The 22,041-nt window shown below is 62.8% G+C and carries 20 protein-coding genes; 13 read left to right on the top strand and 7 right to left on the bottom strand.

Going from position 1 to position 22,041, the window contains the following annotated elements; translation table 11 throughout:
* Positions 1-219 precede the first annotated feature (219 nt).
* The 4 genes from PP4_RS08815 (at position 220) to PP4_RS08800 (ending at position 4,561) form a co-directional block, all read left to right on the top strand.
* Positions 220-1,509, top strand: coding sequence for an NAD(P)/FAD-dependent oxidoreductase (locus PP4_RS08815; protein ID WP_016498843.1), 1,290 nt, complete (start codon positions 220-222; stop codon positions 1,507-1,509).
* Between the two features lie 173 nt (positions 1,510-1,682).
* Entirely contained in the window at positions 1,683-2,513 is an 831-nt protein-coding gene (locus PP4_RS08810; protein WP_016498842.1) for an alpha/beta fold hydrolase, read from the top strand.
* A gap of 231 nt (positions 2,514-2,744) precedes the next feature.
* The gene (locus PP4_RS08805) at positions 2,745-3,635 is read left to right on the top strand and encodes an RHS repeat-associated core domain-containing protein (protein ID WP_016498841.1); all 891 of its coding nucleotides are present in this window, start codon (positions 2,745-2,747) and stop codon (positions 3,633-3,635) included.
* 146 nt (positions 3,636-3,781) lie between these two features.
* Positions 3,782-4,561 carry a TSUP family transporter gene (locus PP4_RS08800; protein ID WP_016498840.1) on the top strand — a complete coding sequence of 260 codons (780 nt, stop codon included), beginning with the start codon at positions 3,782-3,784 and terminating at the stop codon, positions 4,559-4,561.
* On the opposite strand, the gene nudC is transcribed toward PP4_RS08800, so the two are convergent.
* Both nudC and PP4_RS08790 read right to left on the bottom strand, forming a co-directional pair.
* On the bottom strand, positions 4,529-5,359 hold the full coding sequence (nudC, locus tag PP4_RS08795; RefSeq protein ID WP_016498839.1) for an NAD(+) diphosphatase: 831 nt from the start codon (positions 5,357-5,359) through the stop codon (positions 4,529-4,531). The two genes, PP4_RS08800 and nudC, sit on opposite strands and share 33 nt — an antisense overlap.
* Positions 5,360-5,395: 36 nt before the next feature.
* Positions 5,396-6,208, bottom strand: a complete 813-nt coding sequence (locus tag PP4_RS08790) for a crotonase/enoyl-CoA hydratase family protein (RefSeq protein ID WP_016498838.1) — start codon at positions 6,206-6,208, stop codon at positions 5,396-5,398.
* Between the two features lie 150 nt (positions 6,209-6,358).
* Here PP4_RS08790 and nhaB point away from each other — a divergent pair, with 150 nt between their 5' ends.
* The 6 genes from nhaB (at position 6,359) to PP4_RS08760 (ending at position 11,273) form a co-directional block, all read left to right on the top strand.
* Entirely contained in the window at positions 6,359-7,861 is a 1,503-nt protein-coding gene (gene nhaB, locus PP4_RS08785; RefSeq protein WP_016498837.1) for a sodium/proton antiporter NhaB, read from the top strand.
* A gap of 258 nt (positions 7,862-8,119) precedes the next feature.
* Positions 8,120-8,743: a dihydrofolate reductase family protein gene (locus PP4_RS08780; RefSeq protein WP_016498836.1), complete on the top strand. Its 624-nt coding sequence runs from the start codon at positions 8,120-8,122 to the stop codon at positions 8,741-8,743.
* 71 nt (positions 8,744-8,814) lie between these two features.
* Entirely contained in the window at positions 8,815-9,360 is a 546-nt protein-coding gene (locus PP4_RS08775; RefSeq protein WP_016498835.1) for a lipocalin family protein, read from the top strand.
* A 69-nt stretch (positions 9,361-9,429) separates the two neighbouring features.
* Entirely contained in the window at positions 9,430-9,735 is a 306-nt protein-coding gene (locus PP4_RS08770) for an NIPSNAP family protein (protein ID WP_016498834.1), read from the top strand.
* Between the two features lie 16 nt (positions 9,736-9,751).
* Positions 9,752-10,711 (top strand): ribonuclease Z, encoded by a 960-nt coding sequence (locus tag PP4_RS08765; RefSeq protein ID WP_016498833.1) that lies wholly within the window; start codon positions 9,752-9,754, stop codon positions 10,709-10,711.
* A 34-nt stretch (positions 10,712-10,745) separates the two neighbouring features.
* Positions 10,746-11,273, top strand: a complete 528-nt coding sequence (locus tag PP4_RS08760) for a P-loop NTPase family protein (protein ID WP_016498832.1) — start codon at positions 10,746-10,748, stop codon at positions 11,271-11,273.
* A 111-nt stretch (positions 11,274-11,384) separates the two neighbouring features.
* On the opposite strand, the gene PP4_RS08755 is transcribed toward PP4_RS08760, so the two are convergent.
* On the bottom strand, positions 11,385-12,668 hold the full coding sequence (locus PP4_RS08755) for a Zn-dependent hydrolase (RefSeq protein WP_016498831.1): 1,284 nt from the start codon (positions 12,666-12,668) through the stop codon (positions 11,385-11,387).
* Between the two features lie 11 nt (positions 12,669-12,679).
* Positions 12,680-14,185 (bottom strand): NCS1 family nucleobase:cation symporter-1, encoded by a 1,506-nt coding sequence (locus PP4_RS08750; RefSeq protein WP_016498830.1) that lies wholly within the window; start codon positions 14,183-14,185, stop codon positions 12,680-12,682.
* 344 nt (positions 14,186-14,529) lie between these two features.
* Here PP4_RS08750 and hydA point away from each other — a divergent pair, with 344 nt between their 5' ends.
* The 3 genes from hydA (at position 14,530) to preA (ending at position 18,777) form a co-directional block, all read left to right on the top strand.
* Positions 14,530-15,969 carry a dihydropyrimidinase gene (hydA, locus tag PP4_RS08745; protein ID WP_016498829.1) on the top strand — a complete coding sequence of 480 codons (1,440 nt, stop codon included), beginning with the start codon at positions 14,530-14,532 and terminating at the stop codon, positions 15,967-15,969.
* A gap of 165 nt (positions 15,970-16,134) precedes the next feature.
* The gene (locus PP4_RS08740) at positions 16,135-17,502 is read left to right on the top strand and encodes an NAD(P)-dependent oxidoreductase (RefSeq protein WP_016498828.1); all 1,368 of its coding nucleotides are present in this window, start codon (positions 16,135-16,137) and stop codon (positions 17,500-17,502) included.
* On the top strand, positions 17,503-18,777 hold the full coding sequence (gene preA, locus PP4_RS08735) for an NAD-dependent dihydropyrimidine dehydrogenase subunit PreA (protein WP_016498827.1): 1,275 nt from the start codon (positions 17,503-17,505) through the stop codon (positions 18,775-18,777).
* A gap of 117 nt (positions 18,778-18,894) precedes the next feature.
* Here preA and PP4_RS08730 read toward each other — a convergent pair whose 3' ends face one another.
* The 3 genes from PP4_RS08730 to PP4_RS08720 form a co-directional block, all read right to left on the bottom strand.
* A complete protein-coding gene (locus PP4_RS08730) occupies positions 18,895-19,515 on the bottom strand; it encodes a TetR/AcrR family transcriptional regulator (RefSeq protein ID WP_026034333.1) in 621 nt (206 codons plus the stop codon).
* Between the two features lie 154 nt (positions 19,516-19,669).
* A complete protein-coding gene (locus tag PP4_RS08725) occupies positions 19,670-19,957 on the bottom strand; it encodes a HigA family addiction module antitoxin (RefSeq protein ID WP_041167664.1) in 288 nt (95 codons plus the stop codon).
* 256 nt (positions 19,958-20,213) lie between these two features.
* The gene (locus PP4_RS08720) at positions 20,214-22,010 is read right to left on the bottom strand and encodes a glycoside hydrolase family 15 protein (RefSeq protein ID WP_016498824.1); all 1,797 of its coding nucleotides are present in this window, start codon (positions 22,008-22,010) and stop codon (positions 20,214-20,216) included.
* Positions 22,011-22,041: the final 31 nt, after the last annotated feature.

Raw genomic sequence — 22,041 nt, 5'->3', positions numbered from 1 at the left:
AAGGACTGAAGCCAGTGCATATCTTGAGAACCTAAGTCTTATACAGGTGCTGATGCCAATTGGGTACTTGTGGGAGCTGGCTTGCCGGCGATAGAGCCAGCTCAGGCAGCATATTGATAACAGGTAAATTACCAAACCCTGCCTGACACATTGGCACCATGAAATTTCCCTGCTAAGTTTTCATGAAAATAATCACAATAATTTTCACGAGGCTTCTGCATGTTCAAACAATCCGCCCAGCACGTCGCCAGCTACTACGCCCAGACCTACCCCGCCAACATCCCGCTGCGCCCTACCCTGCAAGGCACCCACGACACCGACGTGCTGATCATCGGCGCCGGTTTCAGCGGCCTGCATACCGCCCTGCGCCTGACCCAGGCAGGCAAACGCGTAACACTGCTGGAGGCCAGCCGGGTAGCCTGGGCTGCGTCCGGGCGCAACGGTGGCCAGGCACTGCTGGGCTGGTCATGCGACATGCCGCCACTGGAAAAGGCCTTGGGCGTGGAACGCACCCGGCGCCTGTGGGCCAGCATGTGCTGGGCCGCCGACGAGATGCGCGAACTGCCACAACGCCACGGCTTCGATATCGACTACCGGCAGGGCAGCCTGTGGACTGCGGTATTGCCGCGCCGGGTGAAAATGCTCGAAGAAGCCCTGCACGACGCCGAACACAAATGGGGCTACGACGCCCTGCGCCTGATCGGCCGCGACGAGCTGCCACAATGGATCGACAGCCCGCGCTACCAGGCTGCGCTGTATGACGCCAAAGGCGCCCACCTCAACCCGCTGAAGCTGGCACAAGGCCTGGCCAGCACCATCGAAGCCAGTGGCGGGCATATCTATGAACAGAGCCAGGTACTCAGCTATCAGCAAGACGGCAACGGCTATACCGCCCGTACCGAAAATGGCGAAGTGCGCTGCCAGGTGTTGGTGCTGGCCTGTAACGCCTACATCGACCGCCTCGACCGTGGTCTGTCGCGCCGCCTGTTGCCGGTCGGCTCCTATCAGGTGGCAACGGCGCCACTGGACGCCGACTTCGCCCAGTCGCTGCTGCCGCGTAACAGTTGCGTGATCGACAACCAGTTCGTGCCGGACTACTTCCGCCTCACCCCGGATCACCGCCTGCTGTTCGGTGGCGGCTGCACTTACCTGGGCGGTATTCCCAAGGACGTCGCCAGCGCCACCCGTCCGTACCTGGAGCGGGTGTTCCCGCAACTGGCCGGTGTTGCCATCGACTATGCCTGGGGCGGCCATATCGATTGCAGCATCCAGCGCACCCCGGACGTCGGGCACGAGGGCCAGCGCTATTGGTTGCAGGGTTTCTCCGGGCATGGCGTACTGCCAACCCTGGCCGCAGCGCGAGCCGTCAGCGATGCCATTCTTGGCGATGAAGACCTGTTGGCGCTGTACCAAGGCATCGACAATGGACGCTTCCCCGGGGGAGATCTGCTGGCTGCGCCTTTGGAAGCTGCGGCAAAAGCCTGGTACCGCATGCGCGACCGCGTCTGAAGGGCATCAGTATTGCCTGTGCGGGCCGCTTCGCGGGTGAAAGGGAGCTCACAGTGTAAGAGCGGGTTCACCCGCGAAAAGGCCCGCACAGGCAACACAACTTCCTGATGCCCGACAAAATCCCTCCTATTCTCAATAGCTCCCTTCGCTTCCTGCACCCAGGAGACACGACCATGAGCTATGTAACCACGAAGGACGGCGTACAGATTTTCTACAAGGACTGGGGCCCGCGCGATGCACCGGTGATCCACTTCCACCACGGCTGGCCGCTCAGTGCCGATGACTGGGACGCGCAGATGCTGTTCTTCCTCGCCCAGGGCTACCGCGTGGTGGCCCACGACCGCCGAGGTCATGGCCGCTCCAGTCAGGTATGGGACGGCCACGACATGGATCACTACGCCGACGACGTAGCCGCCGTGGTTGGCCACCTGGGCACCCAAGGCGCCGTACATGTCGGCCACTCGACCGGGGGTGGCGAGGTAGTGCGTTACATGGCTCGGTACCCTGAGGACAAAGTGGCCAAAGCCGTGCTGATCGCCGCCGTACCGCCCTTGATGGTGCAAACACCCGGCAACCCCGGCGGCCTGCCCAAGTCGGTGTTCGACGATTTCCAGAACCAGGTCGCCAGCAACCGGGCGCAGTTTTACCGGGATGTGCCAGCCGGGCCGTTCTATGGCTACAACCGACCCGGTGCCGAAGCCAGCGAAGGCATCATCGCCAACTGGTGGCGCCAAGGCATGATCGGCAGTGCAAAGGCCCATTACGATGGCATCGTGGCCTTTTCCCAGACCGATTTCACCGAGGACCTGAAGGGCATCCAGCAGCCGGTGCTGGTGATGCACGGCGACGATGACCAGATCGTGCCCTATGAAAATTCCGGGGTACTGTCGGCCAGGCTGTTGCCCAATGGCACGCTGAAAACCTACAAAGGCTACCCGCATGGCATGCCGACTACCCATGCCGATGTGATCAATGCGGATTTGCTGGCGTTTATCCGTAGTTGATGTAATTAGCCTGCACCGGCCCTTTCGCGGGCACGCCCGCTCCCACAGGTACTGCACAATTCTTCAGATGTGCATATAACCTGTGGGAGCGGGTTCACCCGCGAAAGGGCCGGCACTGTCAACACACTTATTTTATGTGCGTACGCAACTGGCAGAACTGCCAGTTGCGCGCCTGTCTGTTTTGCATGAAGGTAATTTAAATTCATTACTACTCGCACCAGCAGGCTGACCATGGCACAGAACAGGAAGCAGCGCTTATTCTACAAAAATGGCCAACTGTCCTCAGAGATTGGCAACGGCCAAAGCGTGACGATATTTTCAGCCTCTAACACTCCTCTGGCGGAGCGTTCTGCCGAGACAACGCTATTGGCAGAAAACTCGCAGAGCTCCATAGTTAACAGCTCATCTCGCAACAGCAGGAAATATCTTAGCTATACAGCTTATGGGCACGGCCATACTGACCTGATCCTGGGATACACCGGGCAACGTTATGATCGGCTCACAAACTGCTATCACCTAGGCAACGGTTATCGTGCATTCAGCCCGCAGATAATGCGGTTCCTTTCGCCCGACAGCCTCAGCCCCTTCAGGAACCGTACGCTTAACGCTTACGCTTACTGCATGGGAGACCCTATAAATCGCCATGATCCTTCGGGACACACGTGGAAAGCCATCAAGGCGTCGATTACGCAAGCAGGCACAGCGGTAAGGACTCTTTTCAAAAAACAGGAGCCCGACTATCGCGCCGCAGCCACCGCGGCAATTGAAACAAACGCAGAGCTGAAGGCGCAATACGGCTTTATACTTGGTCATCCGGACGCCGAGCAAAAACATTTTAAAGCGCTCGCAAGAATCCCCGAGCACAACCAAAACATCAAAAGCATTAAAGACGCTGGCACTGACACCCGACGCCACTTTGAAGGGCCGGAGTCCTTACCAATAAATGTCGACGAACTCGATAACACAAAATACCTAGCCTTCGAAGAGCAACTAAGACTAGAGGGCTCGTATGCAAAGATTGCAAGGTACACCCAAAGGCTAGATAAGCTTAAACCCCAACCACTCAACCCACAGGAGGCAGGTCCGGCGATACGAGAGTCATGGGAAAAATTTGATGACTGAGCCGTTCGAGCCGGTAAACGCATGAGGTCTGGATGTTGAGTCAATTAAACAAATCGAGAGACTGACAACCGCAGGCACCAAGTATTACCATGGCGGTTCTTTTGCGGCCATTTGACGCAACCTGCCCTTCAGCTTGAAAGCCTCCCATGCCCTTCGAACTCACCGTAGAACCCTTAACCCTGCTGATCCTGGCCCTGGTCGCCTTCGTCGCCGGTTTCATCGATGCCATCGCCGGTGGCGGGGGCCTGCTCACCACCCCGGCCTTGCTCACCGCCGGCATGCCACCGCACCTGGTGCTGGGCACCAACAAGCTCAGTTCCACCTTCGGTTCGGCCACCGCAGGTTTCACCTACTACAAGCGCAAACTGTTCCACCCCGCGCAGTGGCGCCCGGCGTTGTTCGCTACCCTGACCGGGGCGTTGCTAGGTGCGGTCATCGCCCACTACATGCCAGCCGAATGGCTGAACAAGATGCTGCCAGTGATCGTCTTCGCTTGTGGTATCTACCTGCTGTTCGGCGGCACACCCAAGGCGCCGCTGGATGCCGATGCGCCGATCAAGAAGAAGTGGCAAGTGCCGCAGGGCTTCACCCTGGGCTTCTACGACGGCGTAGCCGGCCCGGGTACCGGGGCGTTCTGGACGGTCAGCACCCTGCTGCTGTACCCCATCGACCTGGTCCGCGCCAGCGGCGTGGCGCGTAGCATGAACTTCGTCAGCAACATCGCGGCGCTGACGGTGTTCATCATTTCCGGGCAGGTGGATTACGTCGTCGGCCTGTGCATGGGCCTGTCGGTCATGGTTGGTGCCTTTTTTGGCGCACGCACGGCGATCAGTGGCGGCAGCAAATTTATCCGCCCGGTGTTCATCACCGTGGTGCTCGCCTTGACCGTGCGCCTAGCGTGGCAGCACTGGTTCGGGCAAGCGTAAGCGCCTGGCCACATAAAGATCGATCAGGTACCGGGCAATCGACCGTCCGGCCGGCAACGGTGGCAGGTCGTGGACGCTGAACCACTGGGCGTCCTCGATCTCGTCCGGCTGCATGACGATATCGCCCCCCGCGTATTCGGCATGAAAGCCCAGCATCATCGAGTGCGGGAATGGCCAGCACTGGCTGCCGACGTACTGGATGTTCCGCACGTCCACCGCCACCTCTTCACGCACTTCGCGCACCAGGCAGTCTTCTGCCGACTCACCCGGCTCGGCAAAGCCCGCCAAGGTGCTGTACACCCCGGTGACGAAGCGCGGCGAGCGCGCCAGCAAGATTTCATCGCCACGGGTCACCAGCACGATCATGCTCGGCGAAATACGCGGATAGCTGCGCAGGTCGCATGGCTGGCAGTACATCGCCCGCTCCCAGCGAATTTGCGTCATCGCCTGGCCGCAGCTGCCGCAGAAACGGTGCTCGCGGGCCCAGGTGCCGATCTGCGCGGCATAACCCAGTATTTTGTAGGTGTCGAAGTCGCCTTCGAGCATGAATGCCCGCAGGCCACGCCAGTGGCAACCGGGCACGTCGGTGGCGCTGCGCAGCTCCAGCAGGAACACCGGCTGGCCGTCGAAATGGCCGATGCCGTGCTCGCATAACACGTCGAGGTCCTGGCGTTTGAGCCAGTCGCGGGGAAACAGCGCGCCGTTGTCGTCCACCAGAAACCCTTCCGGGCTGCGGGCCACGGCCACGCCCCCGGTGATCTGCGGGTCGAGTACTGCAGTAGTCCAGCGTGCTGACATGTCGGGGGTTCCTTGACTGCGCGTCCCCCGGCCCGATCAGTCGGCGAACGTCGGTTTCTGTTTGCTCATGTGCGCCGCCACGGCCACGCGCAGGTCTTCGGACTGCAGCATCGCGGCGTTCCAGGTGGCGATGTAGTCCAGGCCATCGTCGATGCGATGGTCACGCATGTAGCTGAGCATTTCCTTGGTGCCGGCCACGGCGATCGGCGATTTTGCAGCAATCTCCCGGGCGATGGCAAAGACACCGTCCAGCAGTGCGGCCTGATCATCATAGACCCGGTTGACCAGGCCGATGCGCAGGGCCTCGTCGGCCGCAACGTTGCGACCGGTGAAGGCCAGCTCACGCATGATGCCGTCGCCAATGATACGTGGCAAACGTTGCAGTGTGCCGACGTCGGCGGCCATGCCCATGTCGATTTCCTTGATCGAGAACTGCGCGTCGCTGCTGCAGTAACGCATGTCGCACGCCGAGATGAGGTCGATGGCGCCGCCGATACAGTAACCCTGCACGGCCGCCAATACGGGTTTGCGGCATTTGTCGACGGCGGTGAACGAGGCTTGCAGGCGCTGGATGGTGCCACGCAGAAAGCGCGCATTGCGCCCCACGTCCTTGCCCATTTGCCCGGCCAGCGAAGCCAGCATCATCAGGTCGATGCCTGCGGAAAAATGCTTGCCGGCACCACTGATCACTACCGCCCGCACGGCATCGGTGTCGTCGACCCACTGGAAGATAGTGATGATCTCTTCCCAGAAGGCCGCGTTCATCGCGTTGACCTTTTCCGGGCGGTTGATCTGAACGTGGGCGATGTTGTCGGTCAGTTCAACCTTGAACGCACTGTACTCGGTCACGGGCGGCACTCCTGCGGGTGAAGGATTCATGGCGTGGATGTTAACCCAGCCCGATGGCCGTACTTGTGCCAAAAACGGGACTGCACGCCTTGCCTAAGACGCGCCAATCCGGCACCGTGCGCCATCGCCGAATCATAAGGATACATATTCATGTCACGCTCCCTGTCCGGCGCCCTCGCCCACGGTTTTCTGGGCCAGTCGCCGCTTTGGTACAAGGCGGTCATCTGCCTGTTCCTGGTGCTCAACCCGCTGCTGCTGGTTACCGTTGGCCCGGTTGCAGCCGGCTGGGCGCTGGTGCTCGAATTCATCTTCACCCTGGGCATGGCGCTGAAGTGCTACCCGCTGATGCCTGGCGGCCTGCTGCTGATCGAAGCCTTGCTGTTGCAGATGACCACGCCACAGGCGCTGTACGAGGAACTGCAGCACAACTTCCCGGTGATCCTGCTGCTGATGTTCATGGTCGCCGGTATCCATTTCATGAAGGAGCTGCTGCTGTTCCTGTTTTCGCGCATTTTGCTCGGGGTGCGCTCGAAGGCCGTTCTGGCGTTGCTGTTCTGTGTGCTGTCGGCGTTTCTGTCGGCGTTTCTCGATGCGCTGACCGTGACGGCGGTGATCATCAGCGCTGCGGTCGGCTTCTACGCCGTGTACCATCGCGTCGCGTCCGGCGCCAACCCGCGCGAGGAAAGCGCGGTGGACAGCGACCAGCAGATCGCCCACCTGCACCGCGAAGACCTCGACCAGTTCCGCGACTTCCTGCGTAGCCTGCTGATGCACGGCGCAGTGGGTACCGCCCTGGGTGGCGTGTGCACCTTGGTGGGCGAGCCACAGAACCTGCTGATCGGCCACGAGATGGGTTGGCACTTCGCCGACTTCTTCTTCAAGGTGGCACCTGTGTCGCTGCCAGTGCTGGGTGCCGGCCTGCTGACCTGTGTGCTGCTGGAAAAACTGCGCCTGTTCGGCTACGGCACCTTGATGCCCGAGCCGGTGCGCCAGGTGCTGGCCGCCTACGCGGCCGAGGACGACGCCGCACGTACCCAGGCCCAGCGCATCGCGCTGTGGGTGCAAGGGTTTGCAGCGCTGATATTGATCGTCTGCCTGGGGCTGCATGTGGCTGAAGTCGGCCTGATCGGCCTGATGGTGATCGTGCTGATCACGGCGTTTACCGGTATCACCGATGAACACCGGCTAGGCCGCGCCTTCCAGGACGCCATGCCGTTCACCTCGTTGCTGGTGGTGTTTTTCGCCGTGGTCGCGGTTATCCATCAGCAGCAGCTGTTCAGCCCATTGATCAGCTGGGTGCTGACGCTGCCGGCCGAACAGCAACCGGGCATGCTTTACCTGGCCAACGGTTTGCTGTCGGCGATCAGCGACAACGTGTTCGTCGCCACCATCTACATCACCGAGGTGAAGCAGGCGTTTCTCAATGGCAGCATGAGCCGCGAGCATTTCGAAACGCTGGCGGTGGCGATCAACACCGGCACCAACCTGCCCAGCGTGGCAACCCCGAATGGGCAGGCAGCGTTCCTGTTCCTGCTGACCTCGGCGATTGCGCCGCTGATCCGGCTGTCGTACGGGCGTATGGTGTGGATGGCCTTGCCCTATACCGTGGTGATGGGTGGGCTGGGTTGGTGGGCGGTGACCTACTGGCTGTGATGTAAACCTGCACGGGCCCCTTGTAATCGGCTAATTCAGTCTCTTGTAGGAGCGACCTTGTGTCGCGAACGGGCTGCGAAGCAGCCCCGGCAATTTGTGCATTTGCGCTGAAATCCTGGGGCTGCTTCGCAGCCCGTTCGCGGCACAAGGCCGCTCCTACACAGGAACTGCATCACTTTCGAGACCTGTGTCGATTCTGCCTGGTGCCATTCGACTACCCATGAAAGCAGCCACCGGGCTGCCAACAGGAGAGTCCCCATGCGCAAACTCATCGTAGCCGCCTTCATCAGCCTCGACGGCGTGATGCAAGCTCCCGGCGGCCCGCAGGAAGACACCAGCGGCGGTTTTGCCTACGGCGGCTGGATCGTGCCCTACGCCGAGGAAGTGTTTGGCCAGGCGATGCAGGCATTGTTCAGCCAGCCCTTTGAGCTGCTGCTGGGCCGGCGCACCTACGACATTTTTGCCGGCTATTGGCCAAACATCAAAGACAACGCCGAAGACTTCTCCATCGCCAACCTGTTCAACAGCGTGCCCAAGCATGTGGCCACCCACACCCCTGCCACCCTCGACTGGCACAACAGCCACGCTCTCGGCACGGACATCGCCGCTGCGGTACGCTCGCTCAAGCAACGGGACGGCGCCAACCTGCTGACCCAGGGCAGCGCCGACCTGGTGCAGCAACTGCTGGCGGCAGGCCTGGTCGATGAACTGCAACTGCTGACCCACCCGCTGCTACTCGGCCACGGCAAACGCCTGTTCGGTCATGACGCAGCAGCAGCGGCCTTTACCTTGCTGCAGTCGCAAGTCTCGCCCAAGGGTGTGATCATCAGCCGCTACGTGCGCGCAGGCCAGGTGCAGACCGGTTCATTCGACGTGGTGTGATCCCATACAACTTTTGCCCCGCGCAGGCATCGAAACACAGGAAGCCCCTATCCGCTCCAAGGAGGTCAACCATGGCGCTGCGCACTACGCTGCTGCTTTCCTGCATGACCCTGGCGCTGCTCGGCTGCGCCGGCAACGATCAACCGGCACCACCGCACACCCAGCAGGTGGACCTGCAACGCTACCAGGGCACCTGGTATGAACTGGGCCGGCTGCCGATGTTCTTCCAGCGCAACTGCGTGCAGTCCGAGGCACACTATGGCCTGCGCCCGGATGGCCGGATCGACGTGACCAACCGCTGCAAGGAAAAGGACGGCCAGTGGAACGAAGCCAAGGGCATCGCCGAGGCCCAGCAGCCGGGCAGCACCGACAAGCTGTGGGTGCGCTTCGACAACTGGTTCAGCCGCCTGGCACCGGGCCTGACCAAGGGCGAGTACTGGGTGCTGTACCACGACAAGGACTACCGCGTGGCGTTGGTAGGCCACCCCAACCGCGAGTACCTGTGGCTGCTTTCACGCACGCCTGCGGTCACCGACCAGCAGCGCGAGCAACTGCTGACCATCGCCCGGGAGCAAGGGTATGACACCAGCAAGCTCATATGGCGGCAGGGAGACTAGCAGGCCGTCGACGGCTGGCGGCAATGCGGCTAAGGTGTGCGCCCGTCATACCTCGAAGGAGCGAGCACATTGATCACCTGCCACGTCAAATACATCGTCGACCCTTTCCAGCTGCCTGCGTTCGAGGCCTATTCACGCCAGTGGATAGGCCTCGTCACGCGCATGGGCGGCCAGCATCACGGCTACTTCCTGCCTGCTGAAGGCGCTAACAACATCGCGTACTGCCTGTTCAGCTTCCCCAGCCTGGCGGCCTACGAGCAGTACCGCAGGCAGGCCGAAACCGACCCGGAATGCGTCGCTGCAGTAGCCACAGCTACAGAGCAACGCTTCATCCTCAGCTACGAGCGCAGCTTCCTGAAACCGCTGCTGGGCTGAATCAAGGAGGTTGCACATGGACCTGCTGTTCCTGGGCACCTGCGCCGGGGTGCCCACCAAGGCACGCAATGTTAGCGCCACCGCGTTGATCGAAGCCAGTGGCAGCCACTGGTACCTGGTCGATTGCGGCGAAGGCACGCAGCATCAGCTGCTGCGGACCCCGCTGTCGATCCGCGACCTGCGCGCCATTTTCATCACCCACGTGCACGGCGATCATTGCTTCGGCCTGCCCGGCCTGCTGGCCAGTGCCGGCATGAGCGGGCGTACCCAACCGCTGGAGCTGATCCTGCCGGCTGCGCTGCATGACTGGGTACGCCAGGGCCTGGTAGCCAGCGACACCTTCCTGCCATTCGAACTGCGCCTGCTGGCCGTGGAAGAGTTGGTCGAATGGCGCAACGATACCCTGCAGGTGACCACCGTTCAGCTGTCACACCGCGTGCCGAGCGTCGGGTTCGTGTTCACCGAACTCAACCCCGAACCGCGCCTGGACATCCCCCGCCTGGAAGCCGAAGGCATACCGCGTGGCCCGCTGTGGGGCGAGCTGGCCAAGGGTTTGACGGTACAGTATGGCGAGCAGTTGCTGAACGGCAACGACTACCAGCGCCCTTCCCGGCCACCGCGGCGGGTGATCGTCTGCGGCGACAACGATACCCCCGAGCTGCTGGCCGACGCTGCCCAAGGCGCGGATGTGCTGGTGCACGAAGCCACGTTCACCCAGGCCGTGGTCGAACGCACCGGGGTCACCTTCGGCCACAGTACCGCGGCGGCGGTGGCGCGCTTTGCCGAAAGCGCAGGCGTGCGCAACCTGGTGCTGACGCACTTCAGCGCCCGTTACCAGAACGACCCGCGGCGCAGCCCGAATATCGACAACGTGCGTGACGAAGCCCTCGCCCACTACCACGGGCAACTGATCCTGGCGCAGGACCTGCAGCGCTATCGCATTGGCCGTGATGGCTGTCTTGAGCCAGCCGGATGAATTAGCATGGCCGGTTTTCCAAAAGGACTTGGCCATGCAACGCATCGTGATTCTGGGCAACGCCGGCAGTGGCAAATCAACCCTGGCCCGGCAGATCGGCGCCCGCTTTGGGACGTCGGTGGTACACCTCGACACGTTGTTCTGGGAGGCCGGTTGGGTAGAACCGGATGCCGAGACCTTTCGCAGCCGGGTACGCGATGCGGTTAGCGGGCAAGCGTGGGTATGCGAGGGCAACTACAGCCGCCGCACCTTCGACCTGCGCTTGCCACGGGCCGACCTGGTCATCTGGCTGGATACACCGCGGCTGACATGCCTGAAGCGGGTCATCCTGCGCAGTGTGATGAACAAGCCACGGCCAGACCTGCCGGCCGGGTGCACAGAGCGGCTGGACCGGGCGTTTCTGACCTTCCTGAAGTTTGTGTGGACGTTCGACCGGGGCTATCGCCCAGGTATCGAAGCGAACCGCCAGGCAATCGGGCCGCAGGTGCCGGTTGTGCATCTGCGTGGTGAGCGGCAGATCGCGGCGTTTCTGGCGAGCCTTTCATTGCCTGTTCCGGCCTGATCGCCGGCAAGCCAGCGCCCACAGGGGTATCACCGGGCCTGAGGGCGGCGCTGTACCTGTGGGAGCTGGCTTGCCGGCGATAGGGCCCGTGCAGGCAACACCGATCTCTGGCTAGGCCGCCAAGCGCCCGCTGGCAATCGCTTCCGACGCCTCCAGCATCGCCCGCAGCAACACTGCGCAGCCCGCCGCCAGGTCATCGGGCGTGGCGTTCTCGATTTCGTTGTGGCTGATACCGTTTTCGCAGGGCACGAAAATCATCCCCGCTGGCCCTAGTTCGGCCAGGAAGATCGCGTCATGCCCCGCGCCGCTGACGATGTCCATGTGCGGGAACCCCAGCGCCTGCGCCGAGGCGCGCACGGCATCGACACAGCCTTTGTCGAAGTACAACGCCGGGAAGTCGGCCGTAGGCACCAGTTCGTGGCTCAAGCCATGCTTGGCACAGGTTGCCTCGATCACCCCGCGCACCTCGGCGATCATCGCATTCAGTTGCTCGCCCTCCAAATGGCGGAAGTCCAAGGTCATGCGCACCTCACCCGGGATCACGTTACGCGAGCCTGGGTACGCCTGCAGGCAACCCACAGTGCCACAGGCATGGGGCTGGTGGCCGAGGGCGGTACGGTTTACCGCCTCCACCACGGCGGCAGCGCCGACCAGGGCGTCCTTGCGCAGGTGCATGGGTGTCGGCCCCGCGTGGGCTTCGACACCGCGCAGGGTCAGGTCGAACCACTTCTGTCCCAGCGCCCCGAGCACCACGCCGATGGTCTTGGCCTGGTCCTCAAGGATCGGGCCCTGTTCGATATGGGCCTCGAAATAGGCCCCGACCGGGTGACCCAGCACCGCGCGCGGGCCCGCATAGCCGATAGCGTTCAGGGCTTCGCCAACGCTGACGCCCTGGGCATCACGCTTGGCCAGGGTTTCCTCCAGGGTGAACTTGCCGGCGAATACCCCTGAACCCATCATGCACGGTGCAAAGCGCGAGCCTTCTTCGTTGGTCCACACCACCACTTCCAGCGGGGCTTCGGTTTCTACGCCCAGGTCGTTCAGGGTACGTATCACCTCCAGCCCGGCCATCACCCCGAAGCAGCCATCGAACTTGCCGCCCGTGGGCTGGGTGTCGATATGGCTGCCGGTCATCACCGGGGGCAGCTTGGGGTTACGCCCCGGGCGGCGGGCGAAGATGTTGCCGACGGCGTCGATGCTGACCGTACAACCGGCAGCTTCGCACCACTGCACGAACAGGTCGCGGGCCTGGCGGTCGAGGTCGGTCAGGGCCAGGCGACAGACGCCGCCCTTGGCGGTGGCACCGAGGCGGGCCAGGTCCATCAGCGATTGCCACAGGCGGTTGCTGTCGACATGCCGAGCGGTGGTCTTGAGGATCTCTTTGACTGGGGTCACGGGTTTCTCCTTCAGGCTTTTTTTGTTGTCGGTGCGGGCCTCTTCGCGGGTGAACCCGCGCCCACCGCCAAGCTGGCGAATACGTAGTACAGCGCGCCGCCCAGCAGCGAGCCGGTAAACCAACCATAGTCGTAGAACCAGCTGAAACTGCTGTTGCCAATCGCCATTACCGTCAGCGCCACCGGCAAGGCAAAGGCCGCAAACCCGGCCCAGTTCCACGCCGGGTACACGTCGTCGCGGTACAACCCGGCCAGGTCCAGCTGCTGCCGACGGATCAGGAAGTAGTCCACCACCATGATCCCGGCAATCGGCCCGAGCAGGCTGGAATAGCCCAGCAGCCAGTTGGAATAGACGCTCTCCAGGCTCAGGTCGGAAACGATCAGGCCCAGCTTCTTCAGCAACTCATGGCCCATCAGCACCAGGCCGATAAAGCCGGTCAGCCATACCGCGCGGGTGCGCCCGATCAGGCGTGGGGCGATGTTCTGGAAGTCGTTGGTCGGCGACACGATGTTCGCCGCCGTATTGGTCGACAGGGTGGCAATCACGATCAATGCCATGGCCAGGGCTACCCAGAACGGGCTGTGGATCCTGCCGATCAGGCTGACCGGGTCGGACACCGTCTCACCCACCAGCGACGCCGAGGCGGCGGTCAGCACCACACCCAGCGAAGCGAACAGGAACATGGTCAGCGGCAGGCCGAAGATCTGCCCGAGAATCTGGTCCTTCTGGCTGCGGGCGTAGCGGCTGAAGTCGGGAATGTTCAGCGACAAGGTGGCCCAGAAGCCGACCATGGCCGTAAGCCCTGCGCAGAAGTAACCGACCACGCTCGCCCCTTCCGGGCGCTTGGGTGGTTGCGCCAGCAGTTCGGTCATCGACATGTGTGGCAAGGCCCAGAACAGCAGGCCGACGCCCACCGCCACCAGCAGCGGTGCCGACAGCGTTTCCAGCCACTTGATCGACTCGGCGCCGCGCAGCACCACCCAAAGGTTCAGGCACCAGAAAATCATGAAACCAATCACCTCGCCCGTGCCGGCCAAGGCCTTCCAGCCATCGAACACCGAGCCAAGGAACAGGTGAATGGCCAGCCCGCCGAACATGGTCTGGATGCCAAACCAGCCACAGGCAACCACGGCGCGGATCAGGCACGGTACGTTGGAGCCGAGGATGCCGAACGACGAGCGCAGCAGCACCGGGAACGGGATGCCGTACTTGGTGCCGGGGAAAGCGTTGAGGGTAAGCGGGATCAGCACGATCACGTTGGCCAGCAGGATCGCCAGCAGCGCTTCGCCGACACTGAGGCCGAAGTATGCGGTGAGCACGCCGCCCAGGGTGTAGGTGGGTACGCAGATGGACATACCCACCCACAAGGCGGTGATGTGCCATTTGTTCCAGGTGCGCTGGTGCACCTTGGTCGGTGCGATGTCGTGGTTGTAGCGCGGGCTGTCGAGGACATCACTGCCCTCGGACAGCTCAAACAGGCCATCCTGCTCGACCACTTCCGATCTGCTCTGTTGCATGGGCCCTTCTCCAGATTTTCTTGTAGTTGTTTGCTCATCGGGCTAATTCGATGGCCGGAGTACACACGCGTATTTGTGCTTAGAAATCTTGACCAGAATTCCATCTTGTCAAGTCAGTCAACAACCCCTGAAAGGCCCGAAGTCAGCGGGTCTTTAAAAATTAATCCTTAAATATCAGATAGTTAAAAACCATAAAATTTATAGGAAAATTTTCTTGAAGATTCCCAGATCAGCATCTAGCCTCGAATCTTGTCAGGTCTGACAGGATTAACCACCCTGCCTGGCCTGCACCCGAAACAATTCCAAGAACCGGCCCAGACCGGTCAGCCTGCGAGGAAAACGGCATGTCCCTGTTGATCCGTGGCGCCACCGTGGTTACCCACGAAGAGAGTTACCCCGCCGATGTCTTGTGTGCCGATGGCCTGATCCGCGCCATCGGGCCAAACCTCGAACCGCCCACCGACTGCGAGATCCTCGACGGCAGCGGCCAGTACCTGATGCCCGGCGGCATCGACCCGCATACCCACATGCAGTTGCCATTCATGGGCACGGTGGCCAGCGAGGATTTCTTCAGTGGCACCGCTGCGGGCCTGGCCGGTGGCACCACGTCGATCATCGACTTCGTCATCCCCAACCCGCAGCAGTCGCTGCTGGAGGCCTTCCACACCTGGCGCGGCTGGGCGCAAAAGAGCGCCAGCGACTACGGCTTCCATGTGGCCATCACCTGGTGGAGCGAGCAGGTAGCTGAGGAGATGGGTGAACTGGTGACCAGGCATGGGGTGAACAGCTTCAAGCACTTCATGGCCTACAAGAATGCGATCATGGCCGCCGACGACACCTTGGTGGCCAGCTTCGAGCGCTGCCTGCAACTGGGCGCGGTGCCCACCGTGCATGCCGAGAACGGCGAGCTGGTTTACCACCTGCAGAAAAAACTGCTGGCCCAAGGCCTGACCGGGCCAGAGGCACACCCGCTTTCGCGCCCTTCGCAAGTGGAAGGTGAAGCGGCCAGCCGCGCCATCCGCATTGCCGAAACCATTGGTACGCCGCTGTATGTTGTGCACATTTCCAGCCGTGAAGCGCTGGATGAAATCACCTATGCGCGCGCCAAGGGCCAGCCGGTGTACGGCGAAGTCCTGCCCGGCCACCTGCTGCTGGACGACAGCGTCTACCGTGACCCGGACTGGGCCACTGCCGCCGGCTACGTGATGAGCCCGCCCTTCCGCCCGCGTGAGCACCAGGAGGCGCTGTGGCGCGGCCTGCAATCGGGCAACCTGCACACCACGGCCACCGACCACTGCTGCTTCTGCGCCGAGCAGAAAGCCATGGGCCGCGACGACTTCAGCCGCATCCCCAACGGCACTGCCGGCATCGAAGACCGCATGGCGGTGCTGTGGGATGCCGGGGTCAACAGCGGGCGCCTGTCGATGCATGAGTTCGTGGCGCTGACCTCAACCAACACGGCAAAAATCTTCAATTTGTTCCCCCGCAAGGGCGCCATCCGCGTGGGTGCCGACGCCGACCTGGTGCTGTGGGACCCGCAAGGCACCCGCACCATCTCGGCCCAGACCCACCACCAGCGGGTGGACTTCAATATCTTCGAGGGCCGCACGGTGCGCGGCATCCCCAGCCACACCATCAGCCAGGGCAAGGTGCTCTGGGCCGATGGCGACCTGCGCGCCGAGGCCGGTGCGGGGCGGTATGTGGAACGGCCGGCGTATCCGTCGGTGTACGAGGTGCTGGGGCGACGCGCCGAACAGCAGCGCCCGACGCCCGTTCAGCGCTAAGGCCATTGGGGCTGCTGCCCAGCCCATCGCCGGCAAGCCAGCTCCCACCTCGACCGCGCAGCTCTCAAGGCCTGTGGGATTCCTGTGGGAGCTGGCTTGCCGGCGATTGGGGCGCACAGCGACCCCCGTTTCAAGCCAAATATAATAAAGAGAGAGGCTACAACCGTGATCGACGCCCTGAACCACTTGCCGCGCCCCCGGGCCGGTGCCGACCAGTTGGCCGAGCGCTTCAGCGACCTGGCCCCACCCCTCACCGCCCGCCAGGCCGCCGTCGAAAGCGCGCGCTGCCTGTACTGCTACGACGCCCCCTGCGTCAACGCGTGCCCCAGCGACATCGACATCCCGTCATTCATCCACCGCATCAGCGACGAAAACCTGCAGGGCTCCGCCGAGCGCATCCTCTCGGCCAACATCCTGGGAGGCAGTTGCGCCCGCGTCTGCCCCACCGAAATCCTCTGCCAGCAAGCCTGCGTGCGCAACAACGCGCAGGAGTGTGCACCGGTACTGATCGGCCAGTTGCAGCGCTACGCCCTGGACAACGCCCACTTCACCGAACACCCGTTCAAGCGCTCACCGGCTACCGGCAAACGCATCGCCGTAGTCGGCGCCGGCCCTGCCGGGCTGTCCTGCGCACACCGGCTGGCCATGCACGGGCATGACGTGGTGGTGTTCGAGGCCTGCGACAAGGCCGGCGGGCTTAACGAGTACGGCATCGCCCGCTACAAGCTGGTCGACGACTACGCCCAGCGTGAAGTGGAGTTCCTGCTGGGCATTGGCGGCATCGAAGTACGCCATGGCCAGCGCCTGGGCGGCAACCTCAGCCTGGGCGAACTGCGCGATCAGTACGACGCGGTGTTCCTCGGCCTCGGTCTGAACGCCGTGCGCCAGCTTGGCCTGCCCGATGAAGAATCCCCGGGCGTGCTCGCCGCTACCGAATACATCCGCGAGTTGCGCCAGGCCGATGACCTGAGCCAGCTACCCTTGGCCGACCGCTGCCTGGTGATCGGTGCTGGCAATACCGCCATCGACATGGCCGTGCAGATGAGCCGCCTGGGGGCCCGCGACGTCAACCTGGTGTACCGCCGTGGCCACACCGACATGGGCGCCACCGGCCACGAGCAGGACATCGCCAAGGCCAACCAGGTGCGGCTGCACACCTGGGCCCGCCCCGACGCCGTGCTGCTGGACGACGCCGGCAAGGTGCGCGGCATGCGCTTCGCCCGCACCGAGCTGGCGGACGGCCGCCTGCGCGACACCGGCGAAACCTTCGAGCTGGCCGCCGATGCCATCTTCAAGGCCATCGGCCAGCGCTTCGACGATGCCTGCCTCGTCGACCCGGTGGCGGCGCAACTGGCCCGCGAGGGTGAGCGCATTCGCGTTGACGAAACCCTGCAGACCAGCCTGCCGGGCGTGTATGCCGGCGGCGACTGCACCGCCCTGGGCCAGGACCTTACCGTCCAGGCCGTGCAGCACGGCAAGCTGGCCGCCGAAGCCATCCATGCCCAACTCATGCTCAACGTGGAGGCAGCGTAAATGGCCGACTTGTCTATCGTATTTGCCGGCATCAAGGCACCCAACCCGTTCTGGCTGGCGTCCGCACCGCCAACCGACAAGGCCTACAACGTGGTCCGCGCCTTCGAGGCCGGTTGGGGCGGCGTGGTCTGGAAAACCCTGGGCGAGGACCCGGCGGCGGTCAACGTGTCGTCGCGCTATTCGGCGCACTACGGCGCCAACCGCCTGGTGCAGGGCATCAACAATATCGAGCTGATAACGGACCGTTCGCTGGAAATCAACCTGCGCGAAATCACCCAGGTGAAGAAAGACTGGCCCGACCGAGCCTTGATCGTGTCGCTGATGGTGCCGTGCGTGGAGGACTCTTGGAAGTTCATCCTGCCGCTGGTGGAAGCCACCGGTGCCGATGGCATCGAGCTGAACTTCGGCTGCCCGCACGGCATGCCGGAACGTGGCATGGGTGCGGCAGTCGGCCAGGTGCCGGAATACGTGGAGCTGGTCACCCGCTGGTGCAAGACGTACTGCTCGCTGCCGGTGATCGTCAAGCTCACGCCGAACATCACCGACATCCGCCAGTCGGCTCGCGCTGCGCACCGCGGCGGGGCCGATGCGGTGTCGTTGATCAACACCATCAACTCCATCACCAGCGTCGACCTGGACCGCATGGTCGCCCACCCCATCGTCGGTGATCAGAGCACCCATGGCGGTTATTGCGGCTCGGCAGTGAAGCCGATTGCCCTGAACATGGTGGCGGAAATTGCCCGCGACCCGGAAACACGCAGCTTGCCGATCTGCGGCATTGGCGGCATCGGCAACTGGCGTGATGCGGCGGAGTTCATCGCCCTGGGCAGTGGCGCCGTGCAGGTGTGCACGGCGGCGATGCTGCACGGGTTCCGTATTGTCGAGGACATGAAGGACGGCCTGGCGCGCTGGATGGACCAGCATGGGCATCACACTGTCGAAGCGTTCCGCGGGCAGGCGGTGGGGCACACCACTGACTGGAAGTACCTGGACATCAACTATAAATCGGTGGCGCACATCGATCAGGAGGCGTGCATTGGCTGTGGGCGCTGCCACATCGCCTGTGAGGATACCTCGCACCAGGCCATTGCCAGCACGCTGAAGGCAGATGGCACACATGCCTACAGCGTGATCGAAGAGGAATGCGTGGGCTGCAACCTGTGTCAGATCACCTGCCCGGTTGAAAACTGCATCGAGATGCAGGCGCAGGATACCGGCAAGCCGTACCTGAACTGGACACAGGACCCGCGTAACCCCTACCGCGAGGCCAGTTGAAGCAATGGGGGCTGCTGTGCAGCCCTTCGCGGGCTTGCCCGCTCCCACAGGTTTTGCGCAGCCCCTGTGGGAACGGGCAAGCCCGCGAAGGGCCGCACAGCGGCCCCCATCGCCGGTTCAAGGCTCCAGCCCGATCCCCCGCAAGATCACGCTGGTCACCGTCTGCACCGCACTCTCGAACGCCATGTCCGACAGCATCTCGCCACCATTGAGCAACTGCACCTGGTAACCAAAGTCGGCATAGTGCTGGGTAGACGCCCAGATCATGTACAGCAATGCCGACGGCTCTACCGGCAGAATACGCCCCTCCTCCACCCAACGGCGGATCTTGGCTTCCTTCAATTTCGCCCAAGGCACCAGGCTGTCATCCAGGTTCACCCCAAGCACCGGCGCCCCGTGCAGCATCTCTTCGGCCCAAATCTTCGAGCCCAGGGGCCGCGAGCGCGAATGGCCCATCTTCGCCCTGATGTAGCTGGTCAGCACCACGCGCGGGTCGTCGAAGTTCTCGAAACACAGTGCGTCCTGCTTCCATACATCCAGCAAGTCCTGCAGCACCGCGCGGAACAACTCGTCCTTGGTGCTGAAGTAATAGTGCAGGTTGGAGCGTGGCAATTCGGCCTGCTCGGCGATGTCCCCCATGGAGGTGGCGCCGTAGCCTTTCTCGGCAAACACCTTTTCCGCCGCCTGCAAGATTTTCTCGATATTGCGCCGGCGAATTTCGATCTTGTGATTGGCCATCAGGCTTGGGCCGCCCACACCGCCAAGCCACCGGTCAACCGGCCGTCACTTAACTCGATATTGTCGATTTGCCGGTCAGTACCGCGAATGCCCATGTGTGCTCCGTGCCGAAGGGGTTTGGCCTAGTCTACTCCGCTCGTTTCACACTTTTATATCAGGCGGCCTGAAACAACCGGGTAATCACGGGCTGATGGCGGTGGCGCGCCTGCCAGATATCGTAATCAGCCTGAATGGCCAACCAAAGGCGGGCGGTACTGATACCCGCCATCTCCAGGCGTACCGCCAGGTCCGGAGACATTGCCGCGCGGCCATGCAGTACCCGCGAAAGCGCTTCGCGAGAAAACCCAAGGTGCGACGCGAAGGCTTTTACCGTCAGGCCAAGCGCTGGCAAAACATCTTCGCGCAAGGTTTCGCCAGGATGTGGCGGATTGTGCAAAGGCATGAACAGCTCTCCGAAGTAGGTGTACGCAGCTAGTGTGACCCTACACATCACACTCATACAGACAATATATGTGACGCAATGCGTCACAATTGACGGAGTACCAAGCCTATCGCGCACCTTGTGGGAGCGGGTTCACCCGCGAACACCGGCGAAGCCGGTGCCATGCTGCGCGTTGTATTCTTCGCGGGTAAACCCGCTCCCACAGGGATCTCACGCGATTCTAGATATTGAGCAAGGCAGTTGCTACGTTCATCCGCTACCCGCACCTCGCCCGATCACGCACCGGGCACTGTGCGCGATGAAGATTGAGTGCGGTGTTGATGATGCCGATATGGCTGAACGCCTGGGGGAAGTTGCCGAGCATGCGCTGGCCGGCCGGGTCGTATTGCTCGGCCAGCAGGCCGAGGTCGTTGCTCAGGCCGGTCAGGTGCTGGTACAGCGCTTCGGCTTCAGCCTGGCGGCCCAGCAAGACATAAACGTCTGCCAGCCAGAACGAACACACCAGGAAGGTGCCCTCCCCCGGCGTCAGGCCGTCGCTGCAGCTGTCGCTGTCGTAGCGCATCAGCAGGCCGTTCTTCAGCAGGCGCTGTTCGATCTGCTCCAGCGTGCGCAAGAAGCGTGGGTCATCAGCCGGCAGGAAGCCGGTCAGGGCGATCTGCAGCAGGCTGGCGTCCATTTCGGTCGAGCCATAGGCCTGGACGAAAAACCGGCCGTTGGCGTCCAGGCCGTGCTCGCACACTTCGCGGTGGATTTCGTCAGCCACCTGGCGGTAATGGTGCCCGCGTTCGCGGCCTTCTTCAGTGGTGTCAGCCAGCCCCGCGGCACGGTCGAAGGCAACCCAGGCCATGACCTTGGAGTGCACGAACTGCTGGCGGCCGCCGCGCACTTCCCAGATGCCTTCGTCCGGCTCGCGCCAGATGCGTTCGACGTAAGGCAGGATCAGGCGGGAGATGGCGGCGCTGCGCGGGTGGCGGGGCAAGCCGCCCTTGATCGCCTGGGCCATGGCATCGGCCAGCTCGCCGTAGATGTCCAGTTGCATCTGTTGCGACGCTGCATTGCCTACCCGCACGGGTTGCGAATGCTCGTATCCGGCCAGCCACGGCAAGGTGTATTCCTGCAGGTCGCGCTCACCGGCCAGGCCATACATGATCTGCATCTGCTCGGGGTTGCCGGCCACTGAGCGCAGTAGCCATTCACGCCAGGCCTGGGCCTCGTCGAAGTAGCCCAGGTTCATGAACGCCAGCAGGGTCATGGTGGCGTCGCGCAGCCAGCAGAAGCGGTAGTCCCAGTTGCGCTCCCCACCCACCCGCTCAGGCAGCGAGGTGGTGACGGCGGCGACGATGCCACCCGTGGGGGCGTAGGTCATTGCCTTGAGTGTGAGCAACGAGCGGCGCACCAGGGCGGTGTATGGCCCTACCTGAGGGCAGCGGGTGGCGAAGGCCTGCCACTGCTCGACGGTTTGGGCAAAAGCCTGGTCGATATCGCAGTCGGGCTGCACTGGCAGGTGCGAGGGTTGGTGACGCAGGCTGAAGATTTGGCGCTCGCCCGTGCCAACACGAAAGCGCGCGACGGTATGGTGGTCGAGTGCATGCGGGGGGACGGTGCTGCACAGGATCAGCCGGTCAGGGCCGGCAACGGCGCTGAGGGTCAGTGGGGCGAGCCGTTCCACCCATGGCACACTGCGACCGTAGTCGAAGCGCATGACCAGGTCCATTTCAAAATTGGTTTCGCCACTGAGACCCTCGACGATCCGCACCACCGAATTGACGTCGCCCAGTGGCATGAAGTCGAGCACCCGGGCACGGCCGGTGGCAGTGACCCAGGTGGTTTCCAGCACGAGGGTGTCGTCCAGATATTGGCGGCTGCTGTGCTCGACGGGGTCGCAGGGGGCCACGCGCCAGCGGCCGTTTTCTTCGTTGCCCAGCAGGGCCGCAAACACGGCGGGGGCGTCGAAGCGTGGCAGGCAGAGCCAGTCGAGCGAGCCATCGCGGCTGACCAGGGCGGCGCTGCGGCAGTTGCCCAGCAGGGCGTAGTCTTCGATATGGGCGGGCATTAGGTCTCCTTGATGTGATCGCCAGTGCCGG

Source organism: Pseudomonas putida NBRC 14164 (assembly GCF_000412675.1).
Lineage (GTDB): Bacteria > Pseudomonadota > Gammaproteobacteria > Pseudomonadales > Pseudomonadaceae > Aquipseudomonas > Aquipseudomonas putida.
This window is presented reverse-complemented; position numbering and strand designations above follow the sequence as displayed.